Origin of the sequence: Embleya hyalina (assembly GCF_003967355.1) — a bacterium.
Lineage (GTDB): Bacteria > Actinomycetota > Actinomycetes > Streptomycetales > Streptomycetaceae > Embleya > Embleya hyalina.
Window position 1 is genome coordinate 76,121 of the sequence record NZ_BIFH01000055.1, and the last position, 17,134, is coordinate 93,254.

9 protein-coding genes are annotated in these 17,134 nt (G+C 71.4%); 3 read left to right on the forward strand and 6 right to left on the reverse strand.

Translation table 11 applies throughout. The features are described from left to right. The 3 genes from EMA17_RS52385 to EMA17_RS48120 all read right to left on the reverse strand — a co-directional run. Positions 1-4,127, reverse strand: a 4,127-nt coding sequence (locus EMA17_RS52385) for a type I polyketide synthase (protein WP_160161840.1), incomplete at its 3' end; no start/stop codon positions are given. Positions 4,128-4,149: 22 nt separating this feature from the next. After that, complete coding sequence (locus tag EMA17_RS48115) at positions 4,150-5,736, reverse strand: PfaD family polyunsaturated fatty acid/polyketide biosynthesis protein (protein ID WP_246127374.1); 1,587 nt, start codon at positions 5,734-5,736, stop codon at positions 4,150-4,152. A 57-nt stretch (positions 5,737-5,793) separates the two neighbouring features. After that, entirely contained in the window at positions 5,794-6,888 is a 1,095-nt protein-coding gene (locus tag EMA17_RS48120) for an SDR family oxidoreductase (protein ID WP_160161841.1), read from the reverse strand. A 444-nt stretch (positions 6,889-7,332) separates the two neighbouring features. Between EMA17_RS48120 and EMA17_RS48125 the strand changes: the two genes are divergently transcribed. The 3 genes from EMA17_RS48125 (at position 7,333) to EMA17_RS48135 (ending at position 11,664) form a co-directional block, all read left to right on the forward strand. After that, on the forward strand, positions 7,333-9,729 hold the full coding sequence (locus EMA17_RS48125; RefSeq protein ID WP_160161842.1) for an MMPL family transporter: 2,397 nt from the start codon (positions 7,333-7,335) through the stop codon (positions 9,727-9,729). Positions 9,730-10,037: 308 nt separating this feature from the next. Beyond that, positions 10,038-10,745 carry a thioesterase II family protein gene (locus tag EMA17_RS48130; protein ID WP_246127378.1) on the forward strand — a complete coding sequence of 236 codons (708 nt, stop codon included), beginning with the start codon at positions 10,038-10,040 and terminating at the stop codon, positions 10,743-10,745. Between the two features lie 55 nt (positions 10,746-10,800). Continuing rightward, positions 10,801-11,664 carry an SDR family NAD(P)-dependent oxidoreductase gene (locus EMA17_RS48135; RefSeq protein WP_218043270.1) on the forward strand — a complete coding sequence of 288 codons (864 nt, stop codon included), beginning with the start codon at positions 10,801-10,803 and terminating at the stop codon, positions 11,662-11,664. A gap of 81 nt (positions 11,665-11,745) precedes the next feature. Here EMA17_RS48135 and EMA17_RS48140 read toward each other — a convergent pair whose 3' ends face one another. The 3 genes from EMA17_RS48140 to EMA17_RS48150 form a co-directional block, all read right to left on the reverse strand. Then, complete coding sequence (locus EMA17_RS48140) at positions 11,746-12,486, reverse strand: NIPSNAP family protein (RefSeq protein WP_126643568.1); 741 nt, start codon at positions 12,484-12,486, stop codon at positions 11,746-11,748. Positions 12,487-12,616: 130 nt separating this feature from the next. After that, entirely contained in the window at positions 12,617-12,868 is a 252-nt protein-coding gene (locus EMA17_RS52390) for a hypothetical protein (RefSeq protein WP_160161843.1), read from the reverse strand. Between the two features lie 170 nt (positions 12,869-13,038). Next, positions 13,039-17,076: a carboxyl transferase domain-containing protein gene (locus EMA17_RS48150; protein ID WP_246127375.1), complete on the reverse strand. Its 4,038-nt coding sequence runs from the start codon at positions 17,074-17,076 to the stop codon at positions 13,039-13,041. Positions 17,077-17,134 lie beyond the last annotated feature (58 nt).

Here is a 17,134-nt window from a genome sequence, read left to right on the forward strand (position 1 = left end):
TAGCCGGTCAATTCGGCCACGATCGCCAACGCCACGTCCGCACCGCTCTCCTGAACCGGAGCCGGAGCCGGAGCCGGAACGGCGACCGGAGCGGGGGCCGGAACCAGGGCCTGCGTGCGGGGCTGAGCCTGCGCGGCGGCAGAGCCGGGGGCGCGCATCGACGTGATCTTCTCGGCGATCGCGGCGATGGTGCGCAACCGGGCCAGGTCGGCCGGGTCCACGTCGGCCTCACCCGGGAAGTGGTCCCGCAACCGGGTCAGGATCTGCACCCGCTTGATCGAGTCGACACCCAGGTCCACCTCCAGATCCATCTCGGGCGTGAGCATCTCGACCGGGTAGCCGGTCAATTCGGCCACGATCGCCAACGCCACGTCCGCACCGCTCTCCTGAACCGGAGCCGGAGCCGGAGCCGGAACGGCGACCGGAGCGGGGACGGGCGCGGCGACCGGAGCCGGGGCGGGCGCGGCCGCGAGGGCCGGTGCCTGGGTCGGAGCCGGGATCTGCGCCATCGCCGGCGGAACCTGGACCACACTCTGGTGCGCGACGGGCGCGACGGGCGCGACGGGCGCCGGAACGACCGGAGCGGGCGGGCGGGCCTGGGTGACCGGGGCCGGCGCCTGGTACGCCGTCGGCATCGGCGGCGCGGGGCTGATCTCCAGGGCCGGAGGCCGGGCCTCCAGCGCACGCGGGCTCGGGGCGACCGGCGCCGACATCTCGACCGGAGCGTGCACCGGGGCGGCCGCGGCTCGCGGCTCGGCCCCGGGCCGCCAGGCCATCAGCGCGTCGAGCGAGGTCTTGGCCAGGTCCAGGTAGGAGGCGTGGCTGGCCGAGGTCGTGCTCTGGTAGGCGCTGTGCGCGTCGCCCGCCTGGCGCTGGACCTCCAGGAACGCGTGCAGCCAGGCACCGGAGGCGGTCACCGGCGACCAGGTGGAGCCGGACGAGGTGACGTCGTGCGCCGTCGGTTCCGCGGCCGGCGGTTCGTAACGTACCGGCACGGCGGGGGCCGCCTGTACCGGAACGGGCGCCGGCACATGGGTGGGCGCCGGTTCGGGCACCGACACGGGCGCGGCGGCCGCGAACTGCGCGGGGGCCGGAGCCGCGATCGGCGCCGCGACCGGAGCCGGGGCCGCGACCGGCGGCGGCGCCGCCTGGACCCGAGCCGGCGGTGCCGCCTGCGTGACGGCGAGCGGCGCCGGCGGCATCGGCCGCGCGGCGGCGACCGGCAGCGCCGGGCTCGTCGTCGCGACGGCCGGCTGGAACCCGGTGCCCGACTGGTGGACCACGGGCACGGCGGGGGTGCTCTCGCGGTGTCCCACATCGGGGTTGGGACCGGAGATGGGGATGGTCATACCCGTCCTTGTCAGCGATGGCGAAGGAGTGCTCGAGGTGAACGAGGCCCACAGCGGGGCGAAGTCCAGGGGGCGACCGGCGACGGCCAGCGCGCCCAGGACGCGGTGCAGTGCGGTGAGTCCGGATCCCCGGGCCTGGTCCGCGCTGAGCGCGAGGTGGGGCCGGTCCGCGAGGATCCTGCCGACCAGGCCCGTGAGTACGGTGCCCGGGCCGGCCTCGACGAACGTACGGACGCCGTCGTCGTGCATGGCCAGGATCATGTCGGCGAATCGCACGGAGGAGGTCACGTGATCGTGCAGCACGGTGCGGATCGCGGACGCCTTGTCGGGATACGGCCGGGCGTCGGCGTTGCCGTAGACGGCCAGGCGCGGCTTCGCGAACTCGTACCGCTCCAGGGCGGGTCGCCACCCGGTGGTCGCGGACTGGAGCAGCGGGCTGTGGAAGGCGCAGGAGACGGCGAGCCGTTGGGTCTTGAGACCCTGCTCCAGGGCGCGCTTCTCCACCTTGACGATCGCGGATTCCGCGCCCGAGACGACGTGCTGCGTCGGGGAGTTGTAGTTCGCGACCCAGGCTCGGCGGATGCCGCGGACCAGGTCGTCCGCCTCCTTCGCGGAGGCGGTGACCGCGAGCATCGCGCCCGACACCTTGCCCGCGTCGCGCAGGAGTTCGCCGCGGGCCCGGGCCAGGGACATGAGGGTGTCGTCGTCGTAGACGCCGGCCGCGTGCAGCGCGGAGAGTTCGCCGAAGCTGTGTCCCGCCACGCAGTCGGGTTCGAAGCCGACCGCGCCCAGGATCGCCCGCATCGTCAACGCGTGGGCGGCGAGCGCCGGTTGCGCGCATTCGGTGGCCTTGAGCCGTTCGGCCTGCGCGCGTTCGCCCGCCTCGTCCACGGCCGGCGGCGGGAAGACGAGACGGTGCAGCGGGTGTCCGTCGATCTCGAAGCCGGCCAGCCGGTCCCACGCGGCGAGCGCGAGCGGCTGGTGCATCACGACGTCCATGCCCATCTCGGGGTACTGACTGCCCTGCCCCGGGAACAACATCGCGATCTTGTCGGTCGAGGCGGGACCGCACGCGTAACGCACACCGCCGGGCGTGTGGAAGGCCGCCCGCGCATCGGCCGCGATCCGGCGCCGCGCGTCCGCCGCCTGGGCCCGGAGGTCGTCCTCGTCGCGAACGACCAGGCACAGCCGGTGGGTCGCCGCGGCGTCGAAGGCGAGTTGGGTACGGCGCGCCAGGTCGGCCGCCGGCGCGGTGTCCGCGGCCAGCGCGTCCAGCGCCGCGACCAGCGCGGGGCCGGAATCGGCACTCAGCAGCAGCAGTTCGCTGGGCGCGCTGCGGGTGTACCGCTCGCCCGCCGGGGCGGTTTCCGCCGGGCGGTGCTCTTCGAGGGTGACGTGGAAGTTGGTACCGCCGAACCCGAAGCTGGAGACCGAGGCCCGACGCGGGTGGTCGGTGCCGCGGATCCAGGGCCGGGTCCGGGTGCTCAGGTAGAAGGGGCCCTTCTCCAACTCCAGCGCCGGATCGGTGCGGTCGGCCTTGATCGTGGGCGGCAGGATCCGGTGGTGCAGGGCGAGGGCGGCCTTGGCCAGTCCGACGGCGCCGGCGGCGGTCCGGGTGTGGCCGATCTGCGACTTCACCGATCCGAGGGCGCAGCGCGCGATGTCGGCCGGGTCGCCCGAGCCGAACACCTCCTGCAGGGCCGTGACTTCGGCGGTGTCGCCGGCCTTGGTGCCGGTGCCGTGCGCCTCGATCAGCTCCACCGTCGCGGGGCTGTAGCCCGCGCTGGCGTAGGCCCGGTGCAGCGCGCGGACCTGCCCGGCGACGGCGGGGGCGTAGATCGAGGATCCGCGTCCGTCGGAGGAGGTGCCCACGCCGCGGATCACCGCGTAGACGCGGTCGCCGTCGCGTTCGGCGTCGGCCAGGCGCTTGAGCATGACCATGGCCACGGCCTCGCCCAGGAGGGTGCCGTCGGCGTCGGCGGAGAAGGGCCGGCACTCGCCCGACGGGGACAGCGCCGGGGTCTTGCTGAAGCAGGTGAACCCGAAGGCGTCGCACAGCGGGTCCACGCCGCCGGTGATCATCATGTCGGCGCGGCCGAGGGTGAGTTCGTCGATGGCGGCGCTCATCGCGGACAGCGAGCTGGCGCAGGCCGCGTCGGTGGTGTAGTTGCTGCCGTGCAGGTCGAAGTGGCGGGCGACGCGGCCGGCGATGACGTTGGTGAGCATGCCGGGGAAGGAACTCTCCTTCCACACCGGATACGACGCGGCGATGGCCTCGCACAGCTCGTCGGCCTTGGGCTCCGGCACGCCGCGCGCGAGCATGACCCGGCGCCAGGTCGGCCGCTGGGACCGGAAGGACATGCGAAAGGCCAGCTCGGTGGGGCTGGCTCCCAGGATGATGCCGGTGCGTTCTCGCATCGTCTCGGACGGGCCGTCGTCGCCGCAGGCGTCGCGCAGGACCCGTTCGGCCGCGACCAGGCTCAGCAGTTGCGCGGTGTCGGTGGCGTCGATCGTGGACGGTGGGGTGCCGAAGGCCAGCGGGTCGAACGCCACCGGCGACATGAACGCCCCACGCTTGCCGTAGGTCTTGTCGGGGGCGGTGGGGTCGCTCGAATAGTGATCGCTCACGAGCCAGTGGGTGTCCGGCACGTCTCGGATGAGGTCACGGGCGTGGACCACGTCGCGCCAGAACCCGCCGACGTCCGAGGAACCGGGCAGCAGGGTGCTCAGGCCGACGACGGCGATGGGTGGTTGGGAGGGACGGGAACTCTCGGGCACGGGACTCCTTGCGATGTGCGATTCAGAGCAGTTCATGGGCGTGGACGGTGAACGCCTGGGCGGGCAGATCGACACCGTGGCTGCGCAGTTGCTGCGCGCGGGTCAGCACCGTCGCGCCTTCCATGAGATTGCGGGCGATCTGCACCACGGACAGGTTCGCGGGATCGGCGAGGAATCCGTCCTTGCGCCAGTCGTTGAACGCGCCCACCGCGGGACCGCACCAGATCTGGTAGTCCACACTGCGGTCGGCGACCCCGGTGGTCGCCCAGGTGCTGGACATGCCCAGGTACCAGCGGAACACCAGCGCCATGCGGTGTTTGCCGTCCACGGCCGCGCGGTCGGCCTGCGCGGGCTCCCTGGTGCGCCAGAACTCCTCGGTCTGGGCCCACACCTGCGCCACCGGCTGACGGAACATCTCCCGTTCCAGTCGGGCGATCTGGGCCGGGGGGATGTCCTCCAGCGACTCGTGGTCGCGGTACAGCTGGAAGAGCCTGGAGGCCCGGGCGGCGAACATCGTGCCGCGGCTGAGGACCTGTACCTTCGAGCCCATCTCGAACATGTCCGCGGACGGTGCCATGGCCACGTCCATCGTGTCCGCGGCCTGGAGCATCGTGCGGGCCCGGTCGGAGGTGGCGGCCTCCAGACTGAGCTGGTTGACCGATCCGGTCACCACGTACGCGGCGCCCATCGCGAACGCGGCGGCGACGGCGTGCGGGGTGCCCAGGCCGCCGGCCGCGCCGATCCTGGTGCGCGGCGCGATGCCGTGCCGGTGGGCGACGGTGTCGCGCAGGGCCAGGATCTGCGGGAGCGCGGTGGACAGCGGCCTGCCGTCGGTGTGCCCGCCGCTGTCCGACTCCACGGTCAGGTCGTCGACCATCGGCACGCGGGCGGCGAGGGCCACCTCGTCGGCGGTCAGCAGCCCTTGGGTGAGCAGTTCGTGCAGCAGCTCGGGGGGTGCCGGTGCGAGGAACTGTTCGGCGACCTCGGGCCGCGAGACCTTGGCCATCATCATCCGGGGACGGACGATCCGGCCGTCGGCGCGCATCCGCAGGCCCGCCGCGCAACAGTGCGCGAGGGCGCGGGTGACCTTGCTGAAGGCGGACACGGACACGCACCGCACACCGTGTCGGATGGCGAGGGCGGCGACCTCGTCCTCCCACACGGGCGAGTGCGGATTGTGGATGATGTTCACCCCCCACGGGGCGTGTTCGGGCAGCTTGTGGCGCAGTTCCTCGATCGCCCGGCGAACCGCGTCGATCGGCAGTCCGGCCGCTCCGAAGATGCCCAGCAGATCGGCGCGCGCCATCGCCTCGACCATGGCGACGCCCGCGATCCCCTGTGCCATCTCACCGGCCACGTAAGGGAATCGCACGCCGTGGTCGGTGGTGAACGAACGATCCCCGAGCCATTCGGGATACAGCGGAGAGAGTGTGCCGACGACTTCGCAGCCGTCGACGGGCGCGTCACCCAGGACGGCGCCGGTCACGGAGTCGGACAGGCGCCGAACGATCGTGGCCATGCTCCGCGGTTGGCGAAGCACGGCCAGGAGACCGTCGGCGGTGGGATCCGACACGTCACGACGAGGTGATGCCTGCAGTCCGATGGTCATGAACGGTTTCTCCTGTGGCCTTTCGGGAGGGTTGTCGGACTCGGGTTTCGTCGACCGTCAGAGAATCCCGTGCGTGCCGGCCAGGAGATAGGCCATGTCGACGGTCGTCCGGGAACAGGGTCCGCCCAGAACGCGGCGCGCGTTGCGGTCGTCGAAGACCCGCGTGTGCCGAAAGTACGCGGCGAACCCGGCGTAGCTGTGAAAGCGCTGCTCGGCCGGGGAGAGCCTTTCGGGCAACTCGGGCCGGAGGACGATGCGGATCGGGGCAAATTTCTCGAAGAGTTCGATGAGCGTCGTGGCGGAGACGTCGTCCGGGTGAACGATGTGGTATGTCTCCGCCGCCGTGGACCGGTGTTCCGCGGCGATGCTCACGATGGCCTTCGCGGCGTCCTCGACGGGAAGGCAGTTCAGCCGCGCGTCGGCCTGTCCCTGCATGTGGATGACCGGTCGCAGACCCCGCGGAATGGAGAGTCCGGCGATGCCTCTTTCGATCGTCGACGCACGCAGCAGTGCGCTGATGGTCTGAAAGGGGTGTGCCGGGAGTCCCGGGGTCGGGGGCCGGTCCGTGAGGAGAATGCTGGGACGCATGACGAGTGCCGGCATTCCGCTTTCCCGGGCCCATCGGCCGACCAGGGATTCGGCGTCGCACTTGGACCGCTCGTATTCGTTCTCGAAGCCGTAGGTGTCGATCAGGTCGGCTTCGGCGACGGTGCCCGAGCGTCGGGCGCCCGCCACGAACGCGGTGCTGACATGACAGAACGGCGCGCCGTGCGGGCTTCTGGCGGCGATGTCGAGGAAGTTTTGCGTTCCGTTTACATTCACCGGCCGGATCGCCCGGGCACCGGTGTTGAGATCGATGTTTCCGGCGCTGTGGAGGAACATGTCGGTACGCCGAACGAGCTTTTCCACCCGGTCGTCGGGGAGGCCGAACAGGGGGCGCTCGATTTCGATGTCCAGTTCGTCGGCGCGACGACGAAATTTCTGAATGAAATCCGGCGTCTCGCCCAGTCGGCCCAGGGCATGCGAGATTCGGTCGACGGCGCTGGTGCTGCTCCGGCGCGAGAGCAGCGTGACGGAGCAATTCCGATTCACGAGTTCACGAACGAGCCGCAGACCCAGGAAACCGGTGCCTCCGGTCAATACAACCTGCACGGTCTCATTCCTCTTCTCGTGGAACCGATGGCCGGGTATTGCGACGTCGATACTATCCATGCGTGGGCGTCGGAAAAGTACACCCTGCGGCGCGGGAAGTCAGGTTCACCGGTATGGGCTAGTTCCGACCCGGGGCATCGATGGGCATATTTATCGACTCGATCGCCGGCCGGACACATCCGATTCTTATACATACGATTAATTGCGATGCGGCGGCCGTGGCCGGCAATAACGAGTTGTGGTCCGTATGCGCGGTACCCTCGCTTGCGGTGCGAACAGTGCCCCCGAATATCCGTGGCCGCGGCGGACCGTCGGCAACAGGATTCACCCCTGCCCGGCCGCCCGACGCGATGGCGGCCCGGACTTCGCCATGCCCATACCCGAGCCCGGTTCACGGGCGTCCTCGCCCATCGCACAGACGACGTCGTCCTGGGAGGACACACCATGCTCGACACCATCCCGGCCCCGCCTCCCGAACACGAGACGCCGGACCCGCCCGGCGACCCGCTCGGCCGCCTCGCCGAGCTGTGCGCACGACACCGCCGCCCGCTCCTGGCCGGTGCGTTGATCGTCCTGCTCCTGGCCGCCGTCGTGGTCGCCGGCGCCAAGGACCGCTGGTCCAACGGCGGATTCACCGCGACGGGGACCCGGGCCGCGGAGGCCGAGCGGGTCGCCGCCCGATACGGGGCCGACGCCGCGGACCTGGTGTTCTACGTCCGCGCCGACAAGCCGGTGGACGACGCCGAGGTCGCCGAGGCGGGCCGCCGGATCACCGCGCTGGTCGCGGGCCGGCCGGGCGTGGACGCGGCGCAGTCCTACTGGACCACCGGCTCGCCCCTGTTGCGCTCGCGCGACGGCGAAGGTGCCCTGATCCGCGTCGACTTGGCCGGCAGCGAACGCGACGGCGCGGTCGCCTCGCGCGCCCTGGTCCCCGCCGTGCGCAAGGCCGCCGCCGGTCTGCGGGTGACTGCCACCGGACCCGCGTGGCTGAACGCCCAGGCCACCGACGAGTCCGAACGCGACCTCGAACGCGGGGAGTTGCTGGCGGCGCCGCTGACCATGATCATCCTGCTGCTCGCGTTCGGATCGCTGACCGCGGCGGCGATCCCGCTCGCCGTCGGCGCGGTCTCCGTGGCCGGCGCCCTGGCCGTCCTGGCCACACTGACCCTCACGATGCCGATCACCGTGTTCGCGATCAACATCTGCGCGGCACTGGGCTTCGCCCTCTCCGTCGACTACGCCCTGTTCATCGTGACCCGCTATCGCGAGGAGCTTTCCCGGGGCGTCGAGTCGCGCCGGGCCATCGCGCTGAGCATGGCCACCGCCGGGCGGGCCGTGCTGTTCTCCGCGGCGACGGTGGCCCTGTGTCTGTCCGCGCTGTTCGTCTTCCCGCTGGAACTGCTGCGCTCGTTGGCGTGGGCGTCGATCCTGGTGGTGGGCATCTCGTCGCTGACATCCCTGCTCGTACTGCCCGCGCTGCTGGCCGTGTTGGGACCGCGTCTGGATCGGCTGGATCCCTTCCGCCGCTTCCGGCGCGGGCGCGGACGGGTCGGCGGGGGCAGCCCCGTCTGGCGTCGCATCGCCACGCTCGCCACGTCCCGGCCGATCCTGTGCGGAGGCACCGCCGCGGTGCTCCTTCTGGTCCTGGCCCTGCCCTTCCTGCATGCGCGGTTCACCACCATCGACGAGAAGATCCTGCCGAAGAGTTCCGAACCGCACCGCACGGCACAGTTGTTGCGTGCCGACTTCGCCGACCCGCCCGAGCGGATCATCCCGGTGATCCTGCCCCGGGCGAACGCGGCGACCGACGCGCCGGCGATCGACGCCTACGCCCGACGGTTGTCCGCGCTGCCCCACGTCGCGCACGTCCTCGCCGACACCGGCGACTACCGCGCGGGACTCCCCGTCCGGACATCGGAGTTGCCGGCTTCGCCACCGGAGGCGACCGCCGCCGACGGGACGACACCCGCCGTCGAACGCCCGGCCGCGCCGCCGGAGCCGGGCCGCCCCGCCGTCGTGGGCAGCGTGCTGCGCGTGGTCGGCACCGCCGACAGCCAGTCGCCCGACACGGTCGCGCTCGTACACCGATTGCGCGCCCTGCCCGCCCCGCAGCCCCACCTGGTCGCGGGCAAGGCGGCCGAGTTGACCGACACCAAACACACCCTGCGCGCGGCACTTCCCTACGGCGTCGCGATCATGCTGGTCGGCACCCTGGTCATGCTGTTCCTGTTCACCCGCAGCGTCCTGGTACCGATCAAGGCGGTCCTGATGGGCCTGCTCAGCATGATCGCGAGCCTGGGCGCCATCGTCTACGTCTTCCAGGACGGCCATCTGCGCCGACTGGTGGGCGACTTCAGCACCGGCGGCACGCTGGAGACCACGATGCCGCTGCTGACCCTGGCCGTCGCCTTCGGCATCTCCGTGGACTACGAGGTCTTCCTCCTCGCCCGGATCAAGGAGGAGTTCGTACGCACCGGCGACAACACCCGGTCGATCGTCTTCGGCATCGAGCACACGGGTCGACTGTTCACCGCCGCGGCGCTGATCGTCGCCGCCACCATGGTCGCGCTGACCATGTCCCACGTCACCCTGCTCAAGACGGTCGGAGTCGGCCTCGCGGTCGCGGTCGTCGTGGACGCCACCGTCGTCCGCGGCGTCCTGGTCCCCGCCCTGATGCGCCTCACCGGCCGGGCCAACTGGTGGGCGCCCTCGTGGTCGTTGCCCCGACGCCCTCGCGACACCGGCGCGAAGTTGCCCGACGCCCGCACCGAGGCCCACCCCGAACTCGTCGGCCAGGCGGCCGACTCCGCCGCCGACGGCATCGACCGACCAGCCGGCTGACCGTCCTCCCGGGGGCCGGGTCGAAACGGCAAATCATTCGACCCACAAGGCTGTTCGGATATCACGTGCCGGAACTCGCGGCATTACCCGTTCGGGCGATCGTGTTTCCGGCCGGGCTCCCCCGAGGGCATAGAGTCTCCGCGATCGGCCGGCATTTTCGCCGAACGCAACCGACCCCCGCCTTTTCGCGTAGTTCGCGTAGGACGAATCGAGAATCGCCTGTGGAATCCATCTGCCGCCCGCTCGGCACTCGCTCTCCGCGTCCGGACCTGGTCACCTTTACCCCCCGGCCGCTCGCCCCGGTGCGGATGTTCACCATCCCCTATGCGGGCGCGGACGCCACGATGTTCGCGCCGTGGGTGGATTATCTGCCGGATTCGGTCGAGGTGACGGCCGTACGACTTCCCGGTCGCGGCGCCCGTACCGGTGAGGTGTCACTCACCGATCCGGCGCAATTGAGCGCGATGGTCGCGGAACTCGTACTGGAATCCGACGACGGCCGGCCGTACGTCTTCTTCGGTCACAGCATCGGCGCGATGATCGCCTTCGACACCGTGCGCGAGCTTCGCCGTTGCGGCCACACGATGCCGTCGTTGCTGGCCCTGTCGGCCGTGCCGCCGCCGCAGGGCGGCGCGTTCGCGCGGGCGTGCCAGCCGATCCTGATCTCGGACCAGCCCTGGCGGCAACTGGGACTGACCGACCTGCTGCCGCCCGAGGTCTTTCGCGACCAGGGCGCGATGGCGGCCTTCGGACCGGCCATGATGGCCGACCTCCTGTTGGCCCTCCAGCACCGGTACGTGCACGAGGCGCCGTTGGATTGTGTGCTGAGTGTCTTCGGTGCCCGCGACGACACCCTGGTCGCGGTGGACTCCCTGTCGAATTGGCAGGAACAGACGACGCGGCCCCTGCGACTGCGCACCTATCCCGGCGGCCATCTGTACGTGCACGAGGCATTGCCGAGTCTGCTGACCGACCTCTCCACCGATCTGCGCTCCACCGTCGGCGCCTTCTCCTGAATCCGGGAGCCGATGTCCCCTCATTCACGTGCGGCCGAGTTTTTGGAGTGAACCCGTGATTCGAGACTACGCAGGACGCGTGTGCACGGTGACGGGAGCCGCCTCCGGAATCGGACAGGCACTCGCGTTCGCCCTCGCCGAACACGGCGCGCGGTTGGCCCTCGCCGACGTCGACACGGAGGGCCTGGACACAACCGCGCGGCGGGCCCGGGAGTTGGGCGCGGAGCAGGTGCACGTCGACGTGGTCGACGTCGCGCGGCGCGAGCAGGTGCAGGACTGGGCGGACACCACCGCGGAGCGCTTCGGCCAGGTCAACCTGGTGATCAACAACGCCGGGGTGGCGTTGACCGCGAGCGTCGACGAGATGGAGTGGGCCGACTTCGAATGGATCATGGGCATCAACTTCTGGGGGGTGGCCCACGGCACGAAGTCCTTCCTCCCGCACCTGCGCCGCGCCGATCCCGCGCGCGGCGCCCATCTGGTCAACGTGTCCTCCTCGTTCGGGTTGTTCGGCATGCCTCAGCGCAGCGCCTACTCCGCGACCAAGTACGCCGTGCGGGGCTTCTCCGAGTCCGTACGCAACGAACTGCGGCGTGAGGGCAGCACGATCGGGGTGACCACCGCGTATCCCGGCGGGATCAGGACCTCCATCGTGCGCAACTCGCGGGCGGCGCGGGGAACCGACCGGGCCGAGGTCGTGGCGGTGCACGACTCGTTGTCCAAGACCTCGCCGGAGCACGCGGCGCGCGTGATCCTCGGCAGCGTCCGCAAGCGCCGAACCCGGGTGTGCATCGGCCTCGACGCGAAGGTCATGGACCTGGGCACCAGGCTGCTGGGCTCCGCGTTCGAACCGGTCGTACACGCCTCGATCGAGCGGGCGCGGGCGAAGGTCGTGCGGCAGGCGGCCCCGCTGTCCTGACCCGGCGAGGCCGCACGGGCCCGGTGGAGGCACGTCGGCCTGCCCGATCCGATCGGATCGGGCAGGCCGACGTTTTTGGCGTCAGGAGACGAGCGAGCGGCCCGTGGGAGTCAGCCGGAGGGTCCGGACGGGCGCGATCCCCTCGCGCTCGATGGCCGGCAGGATCTCGTCGCGGGCGACGGGATGGGCCCGCGACTCGGCGACGTGCCGCCGATGCGCGCTCTCGTCGGGGTAGGACGTGAGGACCACGGCGACATTCTCCCCGGTGCGCACCGGCAGCCCGGGGAACGTGTTGTGCGCGCTCTCGGTACCCAGCACGGCGAGCGGGGCGGGCCCGGTCTCGCACAACACGGGGACGAGTCGGTCCCGGATCGCCGCGGGGCCCTCGTGCCGACCGAGCGGGAAGGACCACACATCGGCGGATACGAATCGGTCCGACGCCGGCGTACCGAACGGGGGGCGCTCGGAGGGACGCACGGCCGGACCGCTCCCGGCCGCCAGGGGGCGCAGCAGCAGGACGTCGTCGGAGTCGACCATCGTGGCGTTGGCGCGGTGCGCGTGCTCGGCCCAGACCGGGCCGCCGTAGAACGCCGTCAGCGCGCGGTGTCGGGTGTCCATGTCCGAGAATCCGCGCAACCAGACGAAACGGTTCGGATCATCGAGATCACGGAACTGCCCGAGGATGGTCATCCCGGTCGCTTCCTGGGTCTCGACGAGCTCCCGGTCGAACAACTCGACGAGTTCGTCCCGCCGTCCGGTGTGCAGGGTGTACTGACGCAACTCGATCACGGGTGGAGCGGAGACGGGTTCGGCGCGGGACACGGGGCGACTCCTGACGGCGCGTGGGACGGGGCCCGACCATAACCTCTCGCACCGACACGTCACGGGTACGCCGAAAGGGATGTGGCCCGGGGGCCCGGCCAACCGAGCCACCCGGACCACCACACCGGTCCTAGGGCGCGCTCCAGCCGCCGCCACCGCCGAACGGGCCCCAGCCGCCGGCGCCGCCGCCGCCGTGCTCGTCACCGCCCCCGTGGCCCCAGCCGCCCAGGCCGCCGCCGCCACCCCAACCGCCGTCCTGCGGAACCGACGCCGGCGCCGCGTGGTGGGCGTGCGCCGTCAGGGCGAACGCCGGGGTACCGGCCGCACCCGCGATGAGCAGCGCGGCGGCAACGGTGCCGGAAGCGCGCGCGATTCTACGCATGAGATCCCCTTGTCCTCGAAGAGACCACCTCGCCCGAGGTGGTCGGGTTCATCCTGAACGCGGATCCGCGGTCGGCGGGCGCACGAATCCCCTCGAATAACCCGACGAATACCGAGACTTCCGGCATCGTCGCTGCTCACCGGGCATGTCGGCGATTTTCGAATCCACCCCTACGGACGCGCCCCGCACTGCTGCATTCGGGCGACCGATGACGGGGACCGGTCGTCGTCGGCCGCGCGCAACCCCCGTTCGATCGCCTCGATGATCCGCGGGCGCAGTTCCTCGGCGCGGATGACGGCGTCGACGGAGCCGACCTCGACCGCCCGCCGAATGTCGTGCACGCGGTCGAACTCCGCCGCGACCTCGCCGAGTTTCTCCGCCCGAACCGACGCCCGGATCTCGTCCAGCCCCGCCTTGGCCGCGGCACGCTCCGCGCCGAAGACGGTCGCGACGTGTGCCTCCTGCGTCCGTACCCGCGAGTCGGCGGTCGTACGGGCGCGCACGTCGCCCGCGAACACCACCGCGGCGGCGGGCGCGCCGCCCAGCACCGAGGCGAACGAACCCTCCAGCGCGAGCACGGTCATGTTCGGGTTGAGCGCCTTGGAGAAGACCACGAACGCACCGCCGTGATAGCGCGAGATCACGCAGAACACGATCGGCCCGCGGAAGTTCACGACCGCCCGGCCGATCTCCGCGCCGTACTCCAACTGCAGCTTGCGCATCGACTCGGGCGAGCCGTCGAACCCGGACAGATTGGCCAGCACCACCAGCGGCCGATTCCCGGACGCCGCGTTGATCGCCCGCGCGACCTTCTTCGACGACTGCGGGAACAACGTGCCCGCCGTGTAGGTGTCGGGGCCGTCCGTGGGCGGGAACCCCAGCCGCGGCACCGACCGCGACTCGATGCCGATCAGACACACCGGTACACCGCCCAGACGCACGTCCTGGACCGCGGCGGTGTCCGCGTCGGCCATGCCGGCCCAGCGCTCCGACGCGGGGTGGTCCCGGTCGGACAGCGCGCGCATCACGGTGCGGATGTCGAACGGCTTCTTGCGGTCCGGGTTGTGCTCGGCGGAGAAGATCTCCCCGACCGTGGTGAAGTCGCTGCCCGCCCACGTGTGCGGGAAGTCGCGGACGTCGCGGTCGACGGGATCGCTCGTCCGCGCCCGCCGCGGCATCGCCTCGCCGGGTACCACGTGGGTCCGGTCGTAGTGCTCCATCAACACGTCCCGCGCGGCGCCCAGGTTCGGCGCCCAGTACTGCGCCTGGCCGTTGGGCCCCATCACCCGGTCGTAGCCGCCGATGCCGAAGTTGTCCTCGGCGGAGACACCGCCGGAGAAGTCCAGCGACTGCTTCCCGGTGAGCACCATCGCGGACTCGGGGGTCATCACGAGGATGCCCTTGGTGTGCATGAGCATGGTGGCCTCGGCGTTCCAGTACGGCTGGGCGCCGACGTTGATGCCCGCGACCACGATGTTGATCTCGCCGCCGTCCTGGGTGAACGTGACGATCCGCTTGAGCGCGGCGGCCACCCAGTCCATGTTCTCCGTGCCCGACTCCATCGAGATCCGGGCACCCGACGACAGCGCGTACCACTCCACCGGCACCCGCATCCGCTCCGCCAGGTCCAGCGCCGCGATCACCCGCCGGCACTCCGGCTCGGACAGCGCCCCCAGCGACTTCGTCGGATCGCCGAGCAGGACGACCCGGTCGATGCCCTGCGGGTGCAACTCGGTGGGTGTGGTGACCACGCCCGCGACGATCGCCGCCGTGTTGGTGCCCCTCGGTCGGTCGACCGGCGCCAGGACGTGCTCGTCGTCCAGCTCGTACTCGACGAAGTCGCCCAGCAGACGCACCAGTTCGTACGGGTAGACGGTGTTGCGGGCGGCCGCGCGGAGCACCTTGCGCCGATACTCGTCGATCGGCTCGATCGGCTCGAACGAGCGTTCGCCGATGGTGACTTCGGGCCCGCCGGAGGCGTCCACGGAGATCCGGACGGCGATCTTGTCCAGTGCGCCGGTGTGCCGGTTGCGCATCCGAGCGATGACCAGGATCTCCTCCAGGCCCGCGCCCTCGGTGGTCGGCAACACGCGGCCGACGAGCGTTTCCAGCTCGGCGCGGGTGATCTCGGTCGGCGGCCAGACGTAGATCACGATCCGGTTGGTGTCGGCGTACTTGCGCCCGGGGCGCCGCGACTGGGCGCGGCGGATCGAGTCGAGGCACGTGGCCACCACGTTCTCGGCGGTCGGCAGTGCGACCAGTCGGCCCTCGTGGTCGCGGAGTTCGGTGAGGTCGCGGACCTGGGCGAAGGCGACCAGGCGGTCGTCGGCGGGGTTCTCCCGGGCCACGCACTGGAAGAGGTAGACCTCCTCGTCCGAGGACGGCAGCCGGGTGAGGTCGAACTTGCTCAGCCGCTCCAACTGCATGCGCTGCGCGATGTACGGGTGCAGACCACGAATCAGCCGCTCCTCCACCATTTCGGTGCCGGCCGGGCGGAACGTGAAGTGGTGGTGCATCACCGCACCGCCACGGCCCGCGACGGTGGTGGTGAGTCGGCGGACCCGGTGCGAGAGCCGGTGGGTGTCCACGACCTCGTGCAGCGCGGCGGCCATCGCGTCCGAGTCCGCGGGCTGCTTCTCCCACCCGAGATAGATGTCCGCCTCGACCGCGCCCTCCCCGTCCGCGAGTTCGGCGAGCCCGCTCAACGCGCCGCCGAGTTCGTCGAACCGCACCGCCGCGGACACCAGGCGCGTGCCCGCCCGCTCGGCGACCACGAACGTGCAACCGGCGACCTCGGTCGAACGCACGCCGGAGAGGCCCTTGTTGCCGTAGTACCGGCGGGTCAGCACCTCCAGCATGATCGTGTCGTCCAGGCCGTCGTGGACGAGCCGCCGGCCGAGCAGGCACACCAGCGGTTCGGTGCTGCGCACCATCGACGCGATGCGCTCGGCGCGGTCCGCGGTGTCCGGGTGCGCGTCCAGATGACGCAGGTGCCGGCGGACGTCGGTGTAGACGCGGGCACGGTTGCGGCGCAACAACGGCTGAGCCAGCCACGCGAACACCAGCCCCCGCGCGAGGTCGGCGACCACGGGGAAGCGCACCTGGGTCGCGGCGACCAGGCGCTCCAGGGCGAGGCCGACCGGCTCGCGCAGCGTCGCGTCCGGCGGCGCCTCCCGCAACCACACCCGCAGCAGCGCCGAGACCACCGCGGCGTCGGCGGACGCGCGCCGCCGACCGAGGAAGATCCGGAACACCGCGGCTTCGAGCTCGGCCGACGGCTCCGACGCGGTGACGCCGTAGTGGGCGAGTGCCTTGGCGAGTTTGGCCCGGAACGCCTCGGGCAGACCGGCCCGTTCGACGTCGAGGCTCTGCAGGTAGGTGTGGAAGTGTTCGCGGGCGCTGTGCACGTGCCCCTCGCCGCCCCCGTCCTCGCCCGCCGGGCGGTTGCGGCCCAGTTCGGCGAGGTCGGTGAACATCTCGACGAGTTCCAATTCCCGGGCCAGCGGCCGTTCGTCGCCGTCCGCCAGGGCCGCCCGGCGCGCGGCGAGGTAGTCGTCGAGCACCCGGCGCTCGTCGTGCGGATCGACGTCGAAGCCCAGCAGCAGACCGCGCAGGTTCTCCCGGCCGCGTGCGGCGCGCTCCCGGGTGGGGATCGCCTCGGCGGCGACCGGCAGGTCCAGCTCGACGGACGAGGTGTCCTCGGCGTCGGTTTCGGCGGCGGCGAGCGGTTCCAGACGCAGCAGCGCCGCACCGACGTCGACCTGGCTGCCCACGGAGACCGAGCATTCCTTCAGGCGTGCGCGGAACGGTGCGCGGAGCACCGTTTCCATCTTCATGCTCTCCAGCACCAGGACCGGGGCGCCGGCCTCGACCTCGTCGCCGACCGCAAGGGGGGTCGCGACGACCAGGGCGGGTGCGGGGGAGCGTACGACGCCGCCCTCGTCGCGACCGACGCGGTGGGTGACGCCGTCGACCTCGACCAGGTGGGTCGGCCCGTGGGTGGCGGTGAGCAGCCGGTAGCGGGTGCCGTTGACCACGATCTGACCGGTGTGCCGGTCGAACCGGTCGAGCTCGACGTCGGCGGTGCGCACCACCTCGCCCGCCTCGATACCGACCCGGAACCGGTGCGCGCCCACCCGCGCCACCCGCACGCGGTAGCCCACGCCGCGCAGCTTCAGGTCGAGCGGTCGGCCGCTCTCGTGTCGCACCTGTGGGCGTCCGCCCGCGGCCGTGGACAACAGCCGCTGCCGCTCCGCGTGTTCCTCG

What these genes read in the sequence shown, in the direction of transcription:
- EMA17_RS48115 (WP_246127374.1), bottom strand. Translation starts at nt 5,736, where the DNA reads ATGACCATCGGACTGCAGGCATCACCTCGTCGTGACGTGTCGGATCCC.
- EMA17_RS48125 (WP_160161842.1), top strand. Translation starts at nt 7,333, where the DNA reads ATGCTCGACACCATCCCGGCCCCGCCTCCCGAACACGAGACGCCGGAC.
- EMA17_RS48130 (WP_246127378.1), top strand. Translation starts at nt 10,038, where the DNA reads ATGTTCACCATCCCCTATGCGGGCGCGGACGCCACGATGTTCGCGCCG.
- EMA17_RS52390 (WP_160161843.1), bottom strand. Translation starts at nt 12,868, where the DNA reads ATGCGTAGAATCGCGCGCGCTTCCGGCACCGTTGCCGCCGCGCTGCTC.